Genomic DNA, 14,649 nt, shown 5'->3' with positions numbered 1-14,649 from the left:
ATACCCCTATGCAAGTGGCGGGGTGTCGGCCGAAGCCCCTTCCCCGGCCGGGACGAAGCCGGATTCGCCGCCCTCGCCGCTCCTCGCGGCCTTCATGCGCTGCAGCAGGCTGTGCAGCATTTCGGTCGAGAGGCCATGGATCACCAGCCGATGCCCGGCCCGCAGGGTCGACAGCGGCACCAGCGGGTGCTTGTTGTTGACCAGGATCAGGTGCTCGGGCGCCGCGAGGATGGTGGCGGCATAGATGCCGATGGTTTCATCCAGTTGCAGCGAATTGGCGGCGCGCCAGAAGTCGTTGTCGGTCAGCATCAGCTGGTAGAGCGGCGTGAACAGCTCGATGGCGCTTTGCAGGTCGAGGAAATTGAGCCGCCCATGCGGCATGTCTTCCAGCCGCAACGCGGGCTCCCGGATCATCGAGAAATCGGGCGCCTCCGTCTTGCCCAGCGCCAGCCCGCGGTCGCGCAGCGCCTGGTTCAGCCGGATCACGAAATTGAACAGGTTGAGGTCGTGCTTGAGGAACATGTCGTCCTTCAGCGCCTCGATGTCCGGCGGCTCCAGCGGCGAGGTGGCGACCGGCGCCGGCGAATTGCGCCCGATGAAGGCCAGCACCTGCGAGCCCAGGTGGAAGTGCCGCAGGATCAGCCAGTTGGCCTCGGGCGACACGAAATGCTGGAGCCCCCAGGCCAGGATGCGATGCAGCAGCCGCGAGTGCGACCAGTTGCGCGGCACGAACACCTTCACCACCTGGATCAGGATGATGGTGGCGCGCGCGATCGGCCGCAGGAACGGCAGCAGGTACTGCCGCGAGCCCGAGCTCGAATCGGCGAGCCAGGCCGCCTTGACCTCGTCGGGCAGCGGCGTGCTCTGGTCGAGGTAGAGCGCCAGCCAGGGGCTGGGATCGCGCTCGTCGTGCCCTCGGGCCAGGAATTCAGGCGTTCGCATGGGAAATCCGCTCGGTGATGTGCTGGAACTGCATCAGGTAGAGGGCGGCCGTGTGGCGCGCCGTGTCGGCGATCTGGCGCGCGGCGCGGGCCTGGCCCTCGACGGCCATCACCATCTCGACCGCGAGCAGCCAGCGGTTCAGGTGGTTCTCGTCGTTGTGGCCGTGGTATTCGAGGAAGCGGAAGGCATCGGGCGGCAGCCGCAGGCTGGCCTTGAGCAGCGGCAGCAGCGCCGGCACGATGCGCTGGCCCGTGCCCTCGATGATGTAGATCGCGCCCAGCAGGCCGATCGGGTCGCGCGTGGCGGCCAGCGCATGCAGGTAGGCGTTGAGCGCCTCGCCGCCCGGGTTGCGGCGCAGGTCCTCGATGCGCTCGACCGTGCCGCCGGCCTTGCGGTAGTCGCTGAACAGGATCTGGAAGTCGTTCTGCTCCTCGCCCGCATGCACGCCGATCAGCGACGACAGCGCCTGGTACGGCTCGCTCAGCGAGGCCGCGCCCTCGCGCATCCAGAGGCTGCCTTCGCGCACCTGCGGCACCCACTGCTCCATCCAGTTCAGGTAGTCGGGCACGGCGAAGCGGCGCTCGCGGATCTGCCGCACGAGCGGCGTGCGCCAGACGCGCGAGCGGTAGTCGTGCCAGATGGCGGCCAGCTCGGTCAGCAGCGCGCCCAGGCCCTCGGGCGCGGCGGCCGGGTCGTGCGGTGGCGCGATCACGAGCTCGTCGTCGGCCGCGGCTGCAGCAGTTGCAGCGGCGCGCGGCGCGACCATCACGGGCGGCGCCTCCACCGCCTCCACCTCGAGCAGCATGTAGGCCGCCATGAAGCGCCCCGACTCCGGCACGTAGCAGAAGACCTGCTCGCCGGGCTTCAGCGCGCGGGTGTGGAGGAACTCGGCCAGCATCACCAGGATCGACGCCGCCCCGGTGTTGCCGCGCCACGCGAGGTTGCTCCACCAACGCTCGCGCGGGATCGACAGCTCGGCCTTGGCCATCAGGTCCTCGACCACCGGGATGAACTTCTCCGACGAGTAGTGGCAGAGGAAATGGTCGACGCGCTTGGGATCGACCCAGCCGTCGCGCACCAGCCCCGCGTATTCGTGGATGCCGATGTCGAACAGGTGCGGCAGCAGCCGGATGTCCTGGCGCAGCGACAGCGCGCCGGCCGCCTCGGCCTCGGACCAGGAGGCGAAGTCGAGGTGGCCACGCGCGCGGTCCTCGGTCAGGCCCAGCTGCATGCAGACCGGGTAGTCGCCCGAGAACGAGCGCTGGTGCACCCACTTCAGGCGCAGCCGCAGGCCCGGCGAGCCGGCCAGCGCGGGCGCGCCGTCGGACAGCAGCAGCGCCCCGGCGCCGTCCGACAGCATCCAGCGCAGGAAGTGCGAGTCGAAGTCGGTCTCGTAGCCGCGCGCCGCGAAGCGCGAGCGCTTGAACAGCCGCGAGGGCATCTCGCTGGCCACCGCGAGCGCCGAGCGGTGCGCGCCCAACTCGATGCCCTGCGCGGCGGCCTGGATCGCCGACACGCCGGCCGCGCAGATGCCGTGCACCGCGAGCGTTTCCATCGGTGCCGCCGCGAGCTCGCCCTGGATCATGTTGGCGAAGCCGGGCATCAGCGTGTCGCCGCCCGAGGAGCCGCTGGCCAAGAGCGACACGCGCGACAGCTCGGCGCCACCGCGGCGCAGGCAGTCGCGGATCGCGCCGGCCGCCATCTGCGCATTGGTGTGGCGCGTCGCGCCCTCGGCATCGATCGCGTAGTGGCGCGTGCGGATGCCGTTCTCGGCCAGGATGCGGCGCTTGATGCGCTCGGACATCCGGTTGAGCGGCGCGATGAAGTCGGCCATGCGCTCGTTGGGCACGGGGTCGCCCGGCATGAAGTAGCCGGCGCTTTCGAGGTAGACGCGTTGGAAGGGAACTGGCATGTGTCAGGAAGTGAAGGAATCGCCCGGCATCAGCGGTCGGCTGCGCCATCGCGGCCAGACCGCACCGAGCACGAACACGCGCGCCATGTACGGCACCAGCCCGCCCTCGTTGAGCGACGGATCGACCCGCGCGCGGTAATGCGTGAGATGCAGATGCGTGAGCTCGGACCAATGGGCATGCGGGTTCTCGTGGTGCGCCGTGTGGAGCCCGATGTTGAACAGCAGCGGATTGACCCAGCCCTCGAAATTGCGCGCGTAGTTCAGCGGGGTACCCGAGGTATCGCCGCGCGCCCCCCGTGCGGGCCGGCGGCCGTCGGCATGCGCGTGCTGCAGGTAGTTGGTGGCCAGCAGCCAGTGCAGGCCGTGCAGCTGCGGCAGGATCACGAACACCAGCGCCTTGCGCCAGTCGAGCGCGAGCAGCACGGCCCAGCTCGCGAGCCACAGCGCGTACTGCGCCATGCAGTAGCGCCAGGCCCCGCGCCGGTGGCGATGCAGCCGGCCCAGCCACGCGATGAACAGCGGGAACAGCACCCACACCGCCTGGAACGGATGCAGCAGGTAGCCGCGCAGGTGGTTGGTGTCGCCGCCGAAGCGGTAGGTGCGCGCCACGTCCTTCGGGCCATGGCGATGGCGGTGGTGGTTGGCCACGTGCGCGGGCCAGAACACGAAGGTCGGATGGCCCTGCAGCAGCGTGATCCAGAAGTCGGTCAGCCGGTTCATGCGCCGGCCACGCCACATGCGCAGGTGCACGTGGTTGTGGTGGATCACGCCGACGCCGAGCGTGAGGAACAGCATCGGCGCATAGAGCCAGAGGCTGAAGCCATGCACCCATTGCCAGGCGGCGAGCGCCGGCAAGGCCGCCAAATAGAACAGGCTCTGCCAGTCGCGCCAGTGACGCAGCCGCGGCATCTCAGGCCGGCCTGCCATCGTGCGTGGCCGGACGGCCGCGCTGCCTGTCGCGAAAGCCCCGGAACAGCGGCTCGGCCGCGTCGGCCGCGATGCGGGTGCCGAACAGCCGGTCCATGAAGGTGAACTGGAAGCCGTAGTTGCCGTTGTGGCAGGCGTGGTGCAGGTGATGGCGCCGGCTGGCCGCGAACCAGTGGCTGTACGACACGCGCGGGAAGAAGTCGTAGTTCGAATGCCCGACGCTGTTGAAGAACAGGCTGAACACCGGCACCAAGGCCAGCGACCAGAAGCTGAAGTCGTGCAGCACCATCGGCAGCAGGATCACGTTGCCGAGCATCGCGGCCTCCAGCGGATGGAAGCTGTAGGTGGCCCAGGGCGTGGTCACGAAGGAGCGATGGTGCGGCCCATGGAAGCGCCGCAGCCAGCGCGTGTGCAGCAGCCGGTGGTTGAGCCAGAAATGCACGTCGTTCCACAGCGCGAGCACCACGATCTCCAGCACGACCTGGCGCCAGCCCGCATCGGGATCGAGCCGCGCCCAGCCCAGCTGCAGCAGCCCCCAGGGAAACACCATGCCGAGCCCGAAGATCAGCACCGAGATGCCCGACTGCGTGAGCTCGCGCCGCAGTTGCCCGGGCTGCAGCGGCCGTGGGTCGAGCACCCGGCCGATGCCCAGCGCCGGCAGCACGCGCCGGGTCAGCAGGGCATTGAGCGCGCCGAAGCCGAGGTAGATGCCGCCGAAGAACAGCAGCCCCCACAGCATCACCTGCGGGGCGGAAAGGGACGTGAAGGTCTGCGCCATCCCCCCGAGGCTACAGCAGCATCTCGGGCACGATCGGGGCGATCAGCATGTTGTAGAAGCGCTGGAAGAAATCCGACTCGGGCTCGGCGGTCAGGATCAGCTCCTTCTCGCCGTCGGTCGTGAGCCATTCCAGGGTGCCCGTGCCCTTGGCCAGCCGCAGCCGGTAGGAGTTCTGCAGCTTGCTGATGTTGATCACGCGCAGCATCTCGCGCGCGAGCTGCGGGCTGTCGGCCACCACGCCCATCTCGGTGTTCTGGCTGGCCGAGCGCGGGTCGAGGTTCATCGAGCCGATGAAGATGCGGCGCTTGTCGATGGCCGCGGTCTTGGCATGCAGCCGGCCCAGCGACTTGCCGAACATGCCGAAGCGCTCGCCCGCGCTGGTGCGCTTGGGGCTCAGCTCGTAGACATCGGCGCCGCTGCGCAGCAGCCGCTCGCGGTAGCGCGCATAGCCGGTGTGCACCAGCGGCTCGTCGTTGGCGGCCAGCGAGTTGGTCAGCAGCGTGAGCTTGACCTTGCGCTTCGTCAGTTCCTCGAAGGCCGCCATGCCGCGCTCGCCCGGCACCAGGTAGGGCGAGGTCAGGTCGACCTCGCTCTGCGCGTCGAGCATCAGGGTCCAGACCTTCATCGTCACGCTGGTGGCGATGGCCTCCTCGGCGGTCATGGTGGTCGGCTTGGTCGGCGGATCGGCGATGGCGCGCGCCTCGCCCCACAAGAGGCCCATGCGGCCCGCGTCGAGTTCCTCGGCGATCGGCCCGTAGCCGAGGATGTCGACCGGCGGCAGCACGATCTTCGGCGGCGGCGCGGCCATGCCGATCCAGGCGTCGAAATCGGCCGCGCCCGGCGCACGGCCGCCCTCGCCCGTCACGATGTCGGCCACCGGCCAGACCTGCTGGCTGTTCCAGTAGGTGTCGAAGATCGATTCGAGCTGCGGCACCACCTTGCCGACCACCAGCGCGTCCATGTCGATGAAGTTCTGCGCCTCGCTGAGCACGAAGTACTCGTCGGCGATGTTGCGCCCGCCCACCACGGCCATCGCGCCGTCGGCGATGAACAGCTTGTTGTGCATGCGGTGGTTGAGCCGCGCGATCTCCAGCGGCGAGGCCGCGAAGCGCGACAGCAGCCCGCCGCCACGCCCGCAGCAGAAGGGGTTGAACAGCCGCACCTGCACGTTGGGCACGGCGGCCAGCGCCAGCAGCAGCTGCTGGCTCTTCATGGTGTAGAGGTCGTCGACCAGCAGGCGCACCTGCACGCCACGCGCGGCGGCCTCGCGCAGCGAACGCAGCAGCAGCCGGCCGGTGGCGTCGTTCTCGAGCTGGTAGTACTGCACCACGAGCGAACGCTGGGCCCGCTGCGCGAGCTGGATGCGCGCGTCGAGCGAATACACGCCCAGCGGCATCAGCCGGAAGCCCGAGTGCTCGCCGGGCGGCGTCGAGGCCTCGGCGATCTTCGCGAGCCGGGTCGAGGGATCGAAGGCGGCGGCATGCTCGGCGGGCCGTTCGCGCGCGGGCGGCAGCGCACCGCAGGCGGCGAGCGTCGCGGCCACGCCGAGGGCGTACACGAGGCGCAGCGCGCGCCGGATCCAGGCATTCGTCATTTCTTCCGTCCTTCCCCACCATCGGCGCGATGAGCGCGCTCCCGGGGCCGCATCTTCCCTCTTTTCGACCGCGGCCCCTGCAGCAAGTACGGCGCGCACGCCGCGCCGGTTTCAGCGGCGGCATCGTCCTAGAATCCGCCCCCACAGCGACCGGAGCACACCGCCATGCAACTTCCGACCTTCTCGCGCGCGGCATTCGGAACCCTCGCCCTCACCCTGGCCGCGGCGGCACTCTGCGCACCCGCCCACGCGGCACTCGACATCGGCGACCCCGCGCCCCGCTTCACCGCCACCGCCGCGCTCGGCGGCAAGACCTTCCGCTACTCGCTGGCCGATGCGCTCGCCAAGGGGCCGGTGGTGCTGTACTTCTTTCCGGCCGCCGACTCGAACGAGTGCTCGATCGAGGCCCATGCCTTCGCCGAGGCCATCGACCAGTTCGCGGCCCTGGGCGCGACGGTGATCGGCGTCTCGGCCGACGACATCGACACGCTGTCGAAGTTCTCGGTCAAGTCCTGCCAGAGCCGCTTTCCGGTGGCCTCCGACGAATCGAAGGCCGTGATCCAGTCCTTCGACGCGGTGATGCAGACCCGGCCCGACTTCGCCAACCGGCTGTCGTACGTGATCGCGCCCGACGGCAAGGTCGCCTCCTACTACCAGAACCTCAATCCCGACAAGCATGTCGAGCGCATGCTCAATGCGGTGAAGGCGCTGCCCAGGGCCGCACGGTAGGCGCCGCGCGGGGTTTCGCCGCTTCGCGCAAAATCCCGGCCCATGCAGCTCAACTTCATCGCCAACGCCGACGTTCCCTCGGCCTCCGGCCGCACCCTCCCCGTCATCGACCCTTCCGACGGCCAGCCCTACGACGAGATCCAGCGCAGCAATGCCGCCGACATCGACAGCGCGGTGCGTGCCGCGCGCGACTGCTTCGAGGGCGTGTGGCACAAGGTCAGCGCGGCCGACCGCGGCCGGCTGCTGTTCAAGCTTTCGCTGAAGATCGCCGAGCACGTCGACGAGCTCGCGGCCATCGAGCAGCGCGACTGCGGCAAGCCCGTGAAGCAGGCGCGTGCCGATGCGCTCGCGCTGGTGCGCTACTTCGAGTTCTATGCCGGCGCCTGCGACAAGCTGCACGGCGAGACCATCCCCTACCAGGACGGCTACAGCGTCTTCACCTGGCGCGAGCCGCACGGCGTGACCGGCCACGTGATCCCGTGGAACTACCCGATGCAGATCTTCGGGCGCAGCGTGGGCGGCGCGCTCGCGGCCGGCAACGTCTGCGTGGTCAAGCCGGCCGAGGACGCCTGCCTGTCGCTGATCCGCGTGGCGCAGCTCGCGGCCGAGGTCGGCTTCCCGGCCGGCGCGCTCAACATCGTCACGGGCTACGGCCACGAGGTGGGCGACGCGCTCGCGCGCCACGAGGGCATCGACCACATCAGCTTCACCGGCAGCCCGAAGATCGGCACGCTGATCCAGCAGGTGGCGGCCGAGCGGCATTGCCCGGTCACGCTCGAGCTCGGCGGCAAGAGCCCGCAGATCATCTTCGCCGACGCCAACCTCGACGCGGCGATCCCGGTGCTGATCAACGCCATCGTGCAGAACGCCGGCCAGACCTGCTCGGCCGGCTCGCGCGTGCTGGTCGAGCGGGCCATCTACGAGCCGCTGCTCGAACGCCTGGGCCATGCCTTCGAGGCGCTGCGCGTGGGCCCGGCCGCGATGGACCTCGACGTCGGCCCGCTGATCCGCCAGACCCAGCAGCAGCGCGTGTGGGACTTCCTGAGCGACGCGCAGGTGGCCGGCATCCCGATGGTGGCCCAGGGCATCGTGGTCGACGAAGCACCGGAGACCGGCTTCTACCAGGCACCCACGCTGCTGCGCGACGTGCCGGTGAACCACCGCCTCGCGCAGGAGGAAGTGTTCGGCCCGGTGCTCGCCGCCATGGCCTTCGCCGACGAGGACGAAGCCGTCGCGCTTGCCAACGCCACCCAGTTCGGCCTGGTCGCTGGCATCTGGACCGAGAACGGCGCGCGCCAGTTCCGCATGGCCAAGCGCGTGCGCAGCGGCCAGGTGTTCATCAACAACTACGGCGCCGGCGGCGGCGTCGAGCTGCCCTTCGGCGGCGTCAAGTCCTCTGGCTATGGCCGCGAGAAGGGCTTCGAGGCGCTGTACGGCTTCACCACGCTGAAAACGGTGGCGGTGAAGCACGGCTGAGTCGCCTCCCTTCAAGACAGAACGCGGCGGACCGAAAGGCCCGCCGCGTTTTTTCTTGTGTGCCGCAGCCGCTCAGCCCAGCGCCGTATCGAGCAGCATCATGAGCACGAAGCCGACCATCAGCCCGCCGGTGGCGAAGGCCTCGTGCCCCTTGCGGTGCGACTCGGGAATGATCTCGTGGCTGATCACGAACAGCATCGCACCCGCCGCGAAGCCCAGCCCCCAGGGCAGCAGCATCGCCGAATGGCCGACCACGGCCGCGCCGAGCACCGCGCCCAGCGGCTCGACCAGGCCCGAGGCCATGCCGATCAGCACGGCGAAGCTGCGGCTGTACCCCGCGGCCAGCAGCGCCACCGCCACCACCAGGCCCTCGGGCACGTCCTGGATCGCGATGCCGGTGGCCAGTGCGTCGGCGCGCAGGCCGTTGTTGGCCGCGTAGCCGACACCGATCGCCAGCCCCTCTGGCACGTTGTGCAGCGCGATCGCGAACACGAACAGCCAGGTGCGCCGGATCTGCCTCGCCGCCTGCCCTTCGCGGCCCTTGATGAAATGCTCGTGCGGCAGCACGCGGTCCATCACCATCAGCGCGATGCCGCCGAGCAGGATCGCGCCGCCGATCACGCCGCCGGCCGCCCAGTCGCCACCGCCGAAGACGCCGATCGACTTGGCCGCCTCGAGGCCCGGAATGATCAGCGAGAAGGCGCAGGCCGCGAGCATCACGCCGGCGCCGAAGCCGAACAGCGTGTCCTGCACGCGGTCGGGCAGGCGCTGCGAAAAGATCACGGGCGTGGTGCCCAGCGCCGTGGCGAAGGCCGCCACCGAGCCGCCGAGAAACGCGTTCCAGACCACCGGGTCGGCGGTCACGAAACGCCAGAAATGCGCCACCACGACGACCGCGCCGGCCGCCACGATCGCCAGCCCGAGCCATTCGCGCGTGCTGCGGGCGGGACGCGGGCCGTGCATCGCGGGAGCCGCTGCCGGTTGCTCGGAGCTGTCGGGGTTCATGCGCCGGAATTTCCGCCGCGCAGCGCCGCGGCATGGCGACGGGCCACCTCGGCCCAGTTCACGACGTTGTAGAAGGCCGCGATGTATTCGGGGCGGCGGTTCTGGTACTTGAGGTAGTAGGCGTGCTCCCACACGTCGAGCCCGAGGATCGGCACGTTGCCCGAGCCGATGCCGCGCATCAGCGGGCTGTCCTGGTTGCCGCTGCTCTCCACCGCCAGCTTGCCGGCGGGTGTGACCGTGAGCCAGGCCCAGCCGCTGCCGAAGCGCGTGAGCGCGGCCTTGGTGAAGGCCTCCTTGAAGGCCTCGAAGCCGCCGAGGTCGGCATCGATGGCCTTGGCGAGTTCGCCTTCGGGCGCGCCGCCGCCGCCCTGGCCCACGGGCGCCATCACGGTCCAGAACAGGCCGTGGTTGGCGTGGCCGCCTCCGTTGTTGCGCACCGGGGCGCGCAGGGCTTCGGGCAATTGCTCGACGCCGGCGATCAGTGCCTCGACCGGCTGGCCTTCGTGCGGCGTGTCCTTCAGCGCGGCGTTGAGGTTGTTGACGTAGGTCTGGTGGTGCTTGCCGTGGTGGATTTCCATCGTCTGCGCGTCGATATGGGGCTCGAGCGCGTCGAAGGCATAGGGCAAGGCGGGAAGAACGTAGGGCACGATGACAAAGCTCCTGGTTGAAAGAAGCCCTTTGCGTCGTCCATTCGCTACGTACTCAGGCGCACAAATGATAATTGTTCGCATTGTCCATGTCCAGACAGGCTGCCTGGGAATGGCGAGAACCCGCCAGACGGGGGCGCGGCCGATACACTGGCCGGGCCGTCGCCGCCTGCGCAAAGAACGCCCGATGAACGCTCCACGCCCCCTGCCCTTCGTCCGCCTCCTCCCCGTGCTCGTGCTCGCCGCCGCCGGCCTCGCCCGCGCCGAGTTCGCCTCGCCGCCGCCCGGCGAATACATCTACCAGGGCGGCAACGGCGCCCTGCGCGTCAAGCCCAACGGCCATTTCGACATCACGACCATCGGCGCCAACGCCCACACCTGCGCGCTCGACGGCAACGTGGCGCGCGGCACGGCGAAGCTCGACGACTCGAGCTGCGTGGTGAACTTCACCGTCAACGGCGGTACGGTCAAGGTCGGCAGCAACGGCGCCGACCAGTGCCGCGACAGCTGCGGCGCCCGTGCCACCTTCGAGGGCACCTACACCCGCCCGGCCCCGGCCTGCACCGACAAGGCCGTGGCCGCCTCGCGCCAGGGCTTCAAGCGCCGCTACGACGCGCGCGACTACGCCGCCGCCCTCACCACGCTGGCGCCCGTGCTCACCGAGTGCGACAAGACCCTGGACTGGATCAGCAAGGGCTGGATGCGCAACGACCTCGCGCTGACCCAGTACAAGCTCGGCGACCGCGCCGCCTGCCTGCAGACCCTGGCGCCGCTGGCCGAGAGCGCGGGCAAGAGCGACGAGAAGATCCAGGAGGAATACCCGCCGGCCGACGCCGAGATCTACCTGCCGGTGGTGCGCGCCACCCGCACCAACCTCAAGCTCTGCCGCGGTTGAACGGCCCCGTATCGCCGAAGCTTGACCGCGGGCAAGGTCCGCCGCGGCGCGATCCAGTAGCCTGCGCGGCACAGGCCCTTGGGCCATGGCGCAAAATCGGACCCCTCGCCCCATGAACAACCGCAGCAGCTCCAGCACCGTCATCCCGATCGCCGAGATCGGCCGCGCGCGCGCGGCCCTCGCCGTGCCCGGGATCGCGCTGCCCGCCACCGGCGCGCTGCACGACCGCCTGGGCCGGCCGCTGACCGACCTGCGCATCAGCGTGACCGACCGCTGCAACTTCCGCTGCAGCTACTGCATGCCGAAGGACGTGTTCGACAAGGACTACCAGTACCTGCCGCACAGCGCGCTGCTGAGCTTCGAGGAGATCACCCGGCTGGCGCGCCTGTTCGCCGCGCATGGCGTGCGCAAGATCCGGCTGACCGGCGGCGAGCCGCTGCTGCGCAAGAACATCGAGGGCCTGATCGAACAGCTCGCCGCGCTGCGCACGCCCGCGGGCGAGCCCCTTGAGCTCACGCTCACCACCAACGGCTCGCTGCTCAAGCGCAAGGCCGCCGCGCTCAAGGCCGCCGGCCTGCAGCGCGTGACCGTCAGCCTCGACAGCCTCGACGATGCCGTGTTCCGCCACATGAACGACGTCGACTTCCCGGTCGCCGACGTGCTGGCCGGCATCGAGGCCGCGCATGCCGCGGGCCTGGGCCCGATCAAGGTCAACATGGTGGTCAAGCGCGGCACCAACGAGCAGGAGATCCTGCCGATGGCACGCCACTTCCGCGACCAGCTCGACGGCAAGGTCGTGCTGCGCTTCATCGAGTACATGGACGTCGGTGCCACCAACGGCTGGCGCATGGACGAGGTGCTGCCCTCGGCCGAGGTCGTCGCGCGCATCGGCGCCGAATTCCCGCTGCGTCCGCTCGAGGCCAGCGTGGCCGGCGAGACCGCCCAGCGCTGGGCCTATGCCGACGGCCGCGGCGAGATCGGCGTCATCAGCAGCGTCACGCAGGCCTTCTGCCACGACTGCAGCCGCGCGCGGCTGTCGACCGAGGGCAAGCTCTACCTGTGCCTGTTCGCGAGCGCCGGCCACGACCTGCGCCCGCTGCTGCGCGGCGCCGCCAGCGACGAGGAGATCGCCTCGGCCATCGGCCATGTCTGGCAGGGCCGCGCCGACCGCTACTCGGAACTGCGCGCGCTGCGCGGCCCCGACGATGGCGGCGCCAAGGCGCAGCGCCGCGTCGAGATGAGCTACATCGGCGGATGAGCGCACCGATGGGCCGCATCGCCGACATCGCCGCCGGCCTCGCCTGCCACGACCCCCAGGACCTCGGCGTCGACGGCGTGCGCAGCTTCATCGAGCGGCTGGTCGAGGGCGCCGTCGTCGCGCAGCGCGAGCAGCTCGGCCTGCGCCAGGCGCTCGGCCGCGTGCTGGCCGAAGACATCGTCTCCCCCGTCAGCGTGCCGCCGCACGACAACTCCGCCATGGACGGCTTCGCCTTCGACGGCGCATTGCTGCGCGACGATGCGCCCAGCGATGCCTCGGTCTCGCTGCGCATCGTCGGCACGGCATTGGCCGGCGCCACCTGGCGCGGCGCGCTGGCCCCGGGCGACGCGGTGCGCATAATGACCGGCGCCGTCATGCCCGCCGGGCTCGACACCGTGATCCCGCAGGAGTTCTGCCGCGTCGAGGACGATCGCCTGAGCTTCCCCGCGCGCGTGGTGCGCCGCGGCGACAACCGCCGCCTCACGGGCGAGGACCTGATGCAGGGCCAGCCCGCGCTGCGCCGCGGCCAGCGGCTGTCGCCCGCCGCGCTCGGCATGGTCGCGAGCCTGGGGCTGACCGGCGTGCCGGTGCTGCGGCGGCTGCGCGTGGCCTGCCTGTCGACCGGCGACGAGATCCTCGAGATCGGCGACGCGCCGCGCGAAGGCGCCGTCTACGACAGCAACCGCTACACCGTCACCGCCCTGCTCGAGCGGCTGGGCTGCGAGGTCATCGATCTCGGCCTGGTGCGCGACGATCCCGCCTCGCTGGCGGCCGCCGTGCAGCGCGCGGCGCGCGAGGCCGATGCCATCGTCACCAGCGGCGGCGTCAGTGCCGGCGCGGCCGACCACACGCGCGACGTGATGCAGCAGCTCGGCGACATCGCCTTCTGGCGCGTCGCGATGCGTCCGGGCCGGCCGATGGCCGTGGGCCTGATCCCTCGCGAGCCCCAGGGCCACGAATCCGCCGTGCTGTTCGGCCTGCCCGGCAATCCCGTCGCCGTGATGGTCACCTTCCTCGCCTTCGTGCGGCCCGCGCTGCTGCGCATGATGGGCTGCCATGCCGCGGCCGCCGCGCACCCGCCGCTGCTGCGCGCGCGCAGCCTCGGACCGATCCGCAAGAAACCGGGCCGCACCGAGTACCAGCGCGGCTTCGTGCAGTCGGTGCCCGGCACGCTGCCCGAGGTGCGGGTGGCGGGCAACCAGGGCTCGGGCGTGCTCAGTTCGATGGTCGAGGCCAACGGCCTCGTGGTGCTGCACCACGACCAGGGACCGGTGGCCGCGGGCGACGAAGTCGACGTGATGATGTTCGACGGGATCGTCTAGCGCGCCCGCCGGGCGGCCTGCCGCCAAATCGTTGCAGTTGATAAATAAAGAGCTGCAACCCCTCTCCCCCACCTCTCCCACTCCCTTCGGGTTAACACCGAGAAATTCCGATTTCTTGCGGGCTATGCTTCGCCTAGTTGTTGATCAAACGATTATTTAAAGGAGACAAGATGCAGCCCGACCGAAGAGCCTTCCACCGACTGTCCGCCGCGCTGGCCGGCCTGCTGCTGCCCGCGTTCCCGCTCGCCGCGCTGGCCGCCGAGGGCCCGGCCGTGGTGCGCATCGTCGTGCCCTTCGGCGCCGGCAACCCGCTCGACACCTCGGCGCGCGTGCTCGCGCAGAGCCTGTCGCAGGTCACGCAACGGCAGTTCATCGTCGACAACAAGCCCGGCGCCGGCGGCCTGATCGGCACGGCCGAGGTGGCGCGCGCCAGGCCCGACGGCTCGGTGCTGCTGTTCACCACCGGCGGCCACACCACCAACGCCGTGCTCTACAACAAGCTGCCCTACGACACGCTGGCCGACTTCACGCCGATCACGCAGATCCACAGGGCCGACGGCTTCGTGCTGCTGGTGCGCGCCGACTCGCCCTACAAGAGCGTGGCCGACGTGCTGCAGGCCGCGCGCGCCAAGCCCGGCGCGGTGAGCTACGGCTCCTGGGGCACCGGCAACACCACGCACCTGGTGGGCGAGCTGTTCTCGCGCTCGGCCAACGTCAGCCTGCTGCACGTGCCCTACAAGGGCTCGCCGCTCACGGACTTCCTCGGCGGCCATGTGCAGCTCACCTTCCTCGGCACCTCGTTGGCGCAGCCGCTGCTGCAGGAAGGCAAGGTGCGCGCGCTCGCCATCACCAACCCGCACCGCGTGGCCAGCCTGCCCGAGGTACCCACGCTCGAGGAACTCAGCATCCGCAACGTCGACGTGCCCGCCTGGTCGGGCCTGCTCGGCCCGGCCGGCATGCCCGCCGCGATGACCGACGGACTGCAGAAGGACCTGGCCAGCGCCGTGAAGCTACCCGATTACCAGGCCAGCATGAAGATCCAGGGCGTGACGCCGGTGGTCTCCACGCCCGCGCAGTTCGCGGCCTACATCCGTTCCGAGGTGCAGCGCTACAGGCAGCAGCTGGCACCGCTCCACATCAGCCTCGACTAAGGAAAGACCTCAC

At 70.1% G+C, this 14,649-nt stretch carries 13 protein-coding genes; 6 read left to right on the top strand and 7 right to left on the bottom strand.

Annotation, left to right across the window (positions count from 1 at the left end):
* Window positions 1-6: 6 nt before the first annotated feature.
* The 5 genes from BM109_RS05905 to BM109_RS05885 are packed head-to-tail and all read right to left on the bottom strand — an operon-like array spanning window position 7 to window position 6,153.
* Entirely contained in the window at window positions 7-942 is a 936-nt protein-coding gene (locus tag BM109_RS05905; protein WP_093341380.1) for a DUF6999 family protein, read from the bottom strand.
* Window positions 929-2,854, bottom strand: a complete 1,926-nt coding sequence (locus BM109_RS05900; RefSeq protein ID WP_093341378.1) for a StlD/DarB family beta-ketosynthase — start codon at window positions 2,852-2,854, stop codon at window positions 929-931. Before BM109_RS05900 ends, BM109_RS05905 begins: the two co-directional genes overlap by 14 nt.
* Before the next feature lie 3 nt (window positions 2,855-2,857).
* A complete protein-coding gene (locus BM109_RS05895) occupies window positions 2,858-3,781 on the bottom strand; it encodes a fatty acid desaturase (RefSeq protein WP_093341376.1) in 924 nt (307 codons plus the stop codon).
* Window positions 3,765-4,559: a sterol desaturase family protein gene (locus BM109_RS05890; RefSeq protein ID WP_093341375.1), complete on the bottom strand. Its 795-nt coding sequence runs from the start codon at window positions 4,557-4,559 to the stop codon at window positions 3,765-3,767. The genes BM109_RS05895 and BM109_RS05890 overlap by 17 nt, the downstream gene beginning before the upstream one ends.
* A gap of 10 nt (window positions 4,560-4,569) precedes the next feature.
* Complete coding sequence (locus tag BM109_RS05885; protein WP_093341373.1) at window positions 4,570-6,153, bottom strand: phospholipase D family protein; 1,584 nt, start codon at window positions 6,151-6,153, stop codon at window positions 4,570-4,572.
* A 165-nt stretch (window positions 6,154-6,318) separates the two neighbouring features.
* On the opposite strand from BM109_RS05885, the gene BM109_RS05880 reads away from it, so the two are divergent.
* Both BM109_RS05880 and BM109_RS05875 read left to right on the top strand, forming a co-directional pair.
* Window positions 6,319-6,882: a peroxiredoxin gene (locus BM109_RS05880; RefSeq protein WP_177239265.1), complete on the top strand. Its 564-nt coding sequence runs from the start codon at window positions 6,319-6,321 to the stop codon at window positions 6,880-6,882.
* Between the two features lie 42 nt (window positions 6,883-6,924).
* Window positions 6,925-8,358: an aldehyde dehydrogenase family protein gene (locus tag BM109_RS05875; protein ID WP_093341372.1), complete on the top strand. Its 1,434-nt coding sequence runs from the start codon at window positions 6,925-6,927 to the stop codon at window positions 8,356-8,358.
* Between the two features lie 72 nt (window positions 8,359-8,430).
* Here the strand turns inward: BM109_RS05875 and BM109_RS05870 are convergent, their stop codons facing one another.
* On the bottom strand, window positions 8,431-9,321 hold the full coding sequence (locus BM109_RS05870; protein ID WP_256222460.1) for a ZIP family metal transporter: 891 nt from the start codon (window positions 9,319-9,321) through the stop codon (window positions 8,431-8,433).
* 38 nt (window positions 9,322-9,359) lie between these two features.
* On the bottom strand, window positions 9,360-10,010 hold the full coding sequence (locus BM109_RS05865) for a superoxide dismutase (RefSeq protein WP_057592514.1): 651 nt from the start codon (window positions 10,008-10,010) through the stop codon (window positions 9,360-9,362).
* Between the two features lie 187 nt (window positions 10,011-10,197).
* On the opposite strand from BM109_RS05865, the gene BM109_RS05860 reads away from it, so the two are divergent.
* The 4 genes from BM109_RS05860 (at window position 10,198) to BM109_RS05845 (ending at window position 14,636) form a co-directional block, all read left to right on the top strand.
* On the top strand, window positions 10,198-10,905 hold the full coding sequence (locus BM109_RS05860) for a hypothetical protein (RefSeq protein WP_093341368.1): 708 nt from the start codon (window positions 10,198-10,200) through the stop codon (window positions 10,903-10,905).
* A gap of 112 nt (window positions 10,906-11,017) precedes the next feature.
* Entirely contained in the window at window positions 11,018-12,163 is a 1,146-nt protein-coding gene (gene moaA, locus BM109_RS05855) for a GTP 3',8-cyclase MoaA (RefSeq protein WP_093341367.1), read from the top strand.
* A gap of 8 nt (window positions 12,164-12,171) precedes the next feature.
* The gene (glp, locus tag BM109_RS05850; RefSeq protein WP_093341366.1) at window positions 12,172-13,485 is read left to right on the top strand and encodes a molybdopterin molybdotransferase MoeA; all 1,314 of its coding nucleotides are present in this window, start codon (window positions 12,172-12,174) and stop codon (window positions 13,483-13,485) included.
* Window positions 13,486-13,655: 170 nt separating this feature from the next.
* Entirely contained in the window at window positions 13,656-14,636 is a 981-nt protein-coding gene (locus tag BM109_RS05845) for a Bug family tripartite tricarboxylate transporter substrate binding protein (protein WP_093341365.1), read from the top strand.
* Window positions 14,637-14,649: the final 13 nt, after the last annotated feature.

It is taken from the genome of Variovorax sp. PDC80 (assembly GCF_900115375.1).
GTDB lineage: Bacteria > Pseudomonadota > Gammaproteobacteria > Burkholderiales > Burkholderiaceae_C > Variovorax.
The sequence above is the reverse complement of the archived record's forward strand: the minus strand, read 5'-3'. Positions and strand labels throughout refer to the sequence as shown.

Excerpts from the sequence above, each read along its gene's own strand:
- BM109_RS05905 (WP_093341380.1), bottom strand. The coding sequence starts at position 942 with ATGCGAACGCCTGAATTCCTGGCCCGAGGGCACGACGAGCGCGATCCC.
- BM109_RS05900 (WP_093341378.1), bottom strand. The coding sequence starts at position 2,854 with ATGCCAGTTCCCTTCCAACGCGTCTACCTCGAAAGCGCCGGCTACTTC.
- BM109_RS05895 (WP_093341376.1), bottom strand. The coding sequence starts at position 3,781 with ATGGCAGGCCGGCCTGAGATGCCGCGGCTGCGTCACTGGCGCGACTGG.
- BM109_RS05890 (WP_093341375.1), bottom strand. The coding sequence starts at position 4,559 with ATGGCGCAGACCTTCACGTCCCTTTCCGCCCCGCAGGTGATGCTGTGG.
- BM109_RS05885 (WP_093341373.1), bottom strand. The coding sequence starts at position 6,153 with ATGACGAATGCCTGGATCCGGCGCGCGCTGCGCCTCGTGTACGCCCTC.
- BM109_RS05880 (WP_177239265.1), top strand. The coding sequence starts at position 6,319 with ATGCAACTTCCGACCTTCTCGCGCGCGGCATTCGGAACCCTCGCCCTC.
- BM109_RS05875 (WP_093341372.1), top strand. The coding sequence starts at position 6,925 with ATGCAGCTCAACTTCATCGCCAACGCCGACGTTCCCTCGGCCTCCGGC.
- BM109_RS05870 (WP_256222460.1), bottom strand. The coding sequence starts at position 9,321 with ATGCACGGCCCGCGTCCCGCCCGCAGCACGCGCGAATGGCTCGGGCTG.
- BM109_RS05860 (WP_093341368.1), top strand. The coding sequence starts at position 10,198 with ATGAACGCTCCACGCCCCCTGCCCTTCGTCCGCCTCCTCCCCGTGCTC.
- moaA (WP_093341367.1), top strand. The coding sequence starts at position 11,018 with ATGAACAACCGCAGCAGCTCCAGCACCGTCATCCCGATCGCCGAGATC.
- glp (WP_093341366.1), top strand. The coding sequence starts at position 12,172 with ATGGGCCGCATCGCCGACATCGCCGCCGGCCTCGCCTGCCACGACCCC.
- BM109_RS05845 (WP_093341365.1), top strand. The coding sequence starts at position 13,656 with ATGCAGCCCGACCGAAGAGCCTTCCACCGACTGTCCGCCGCGCTGGCC.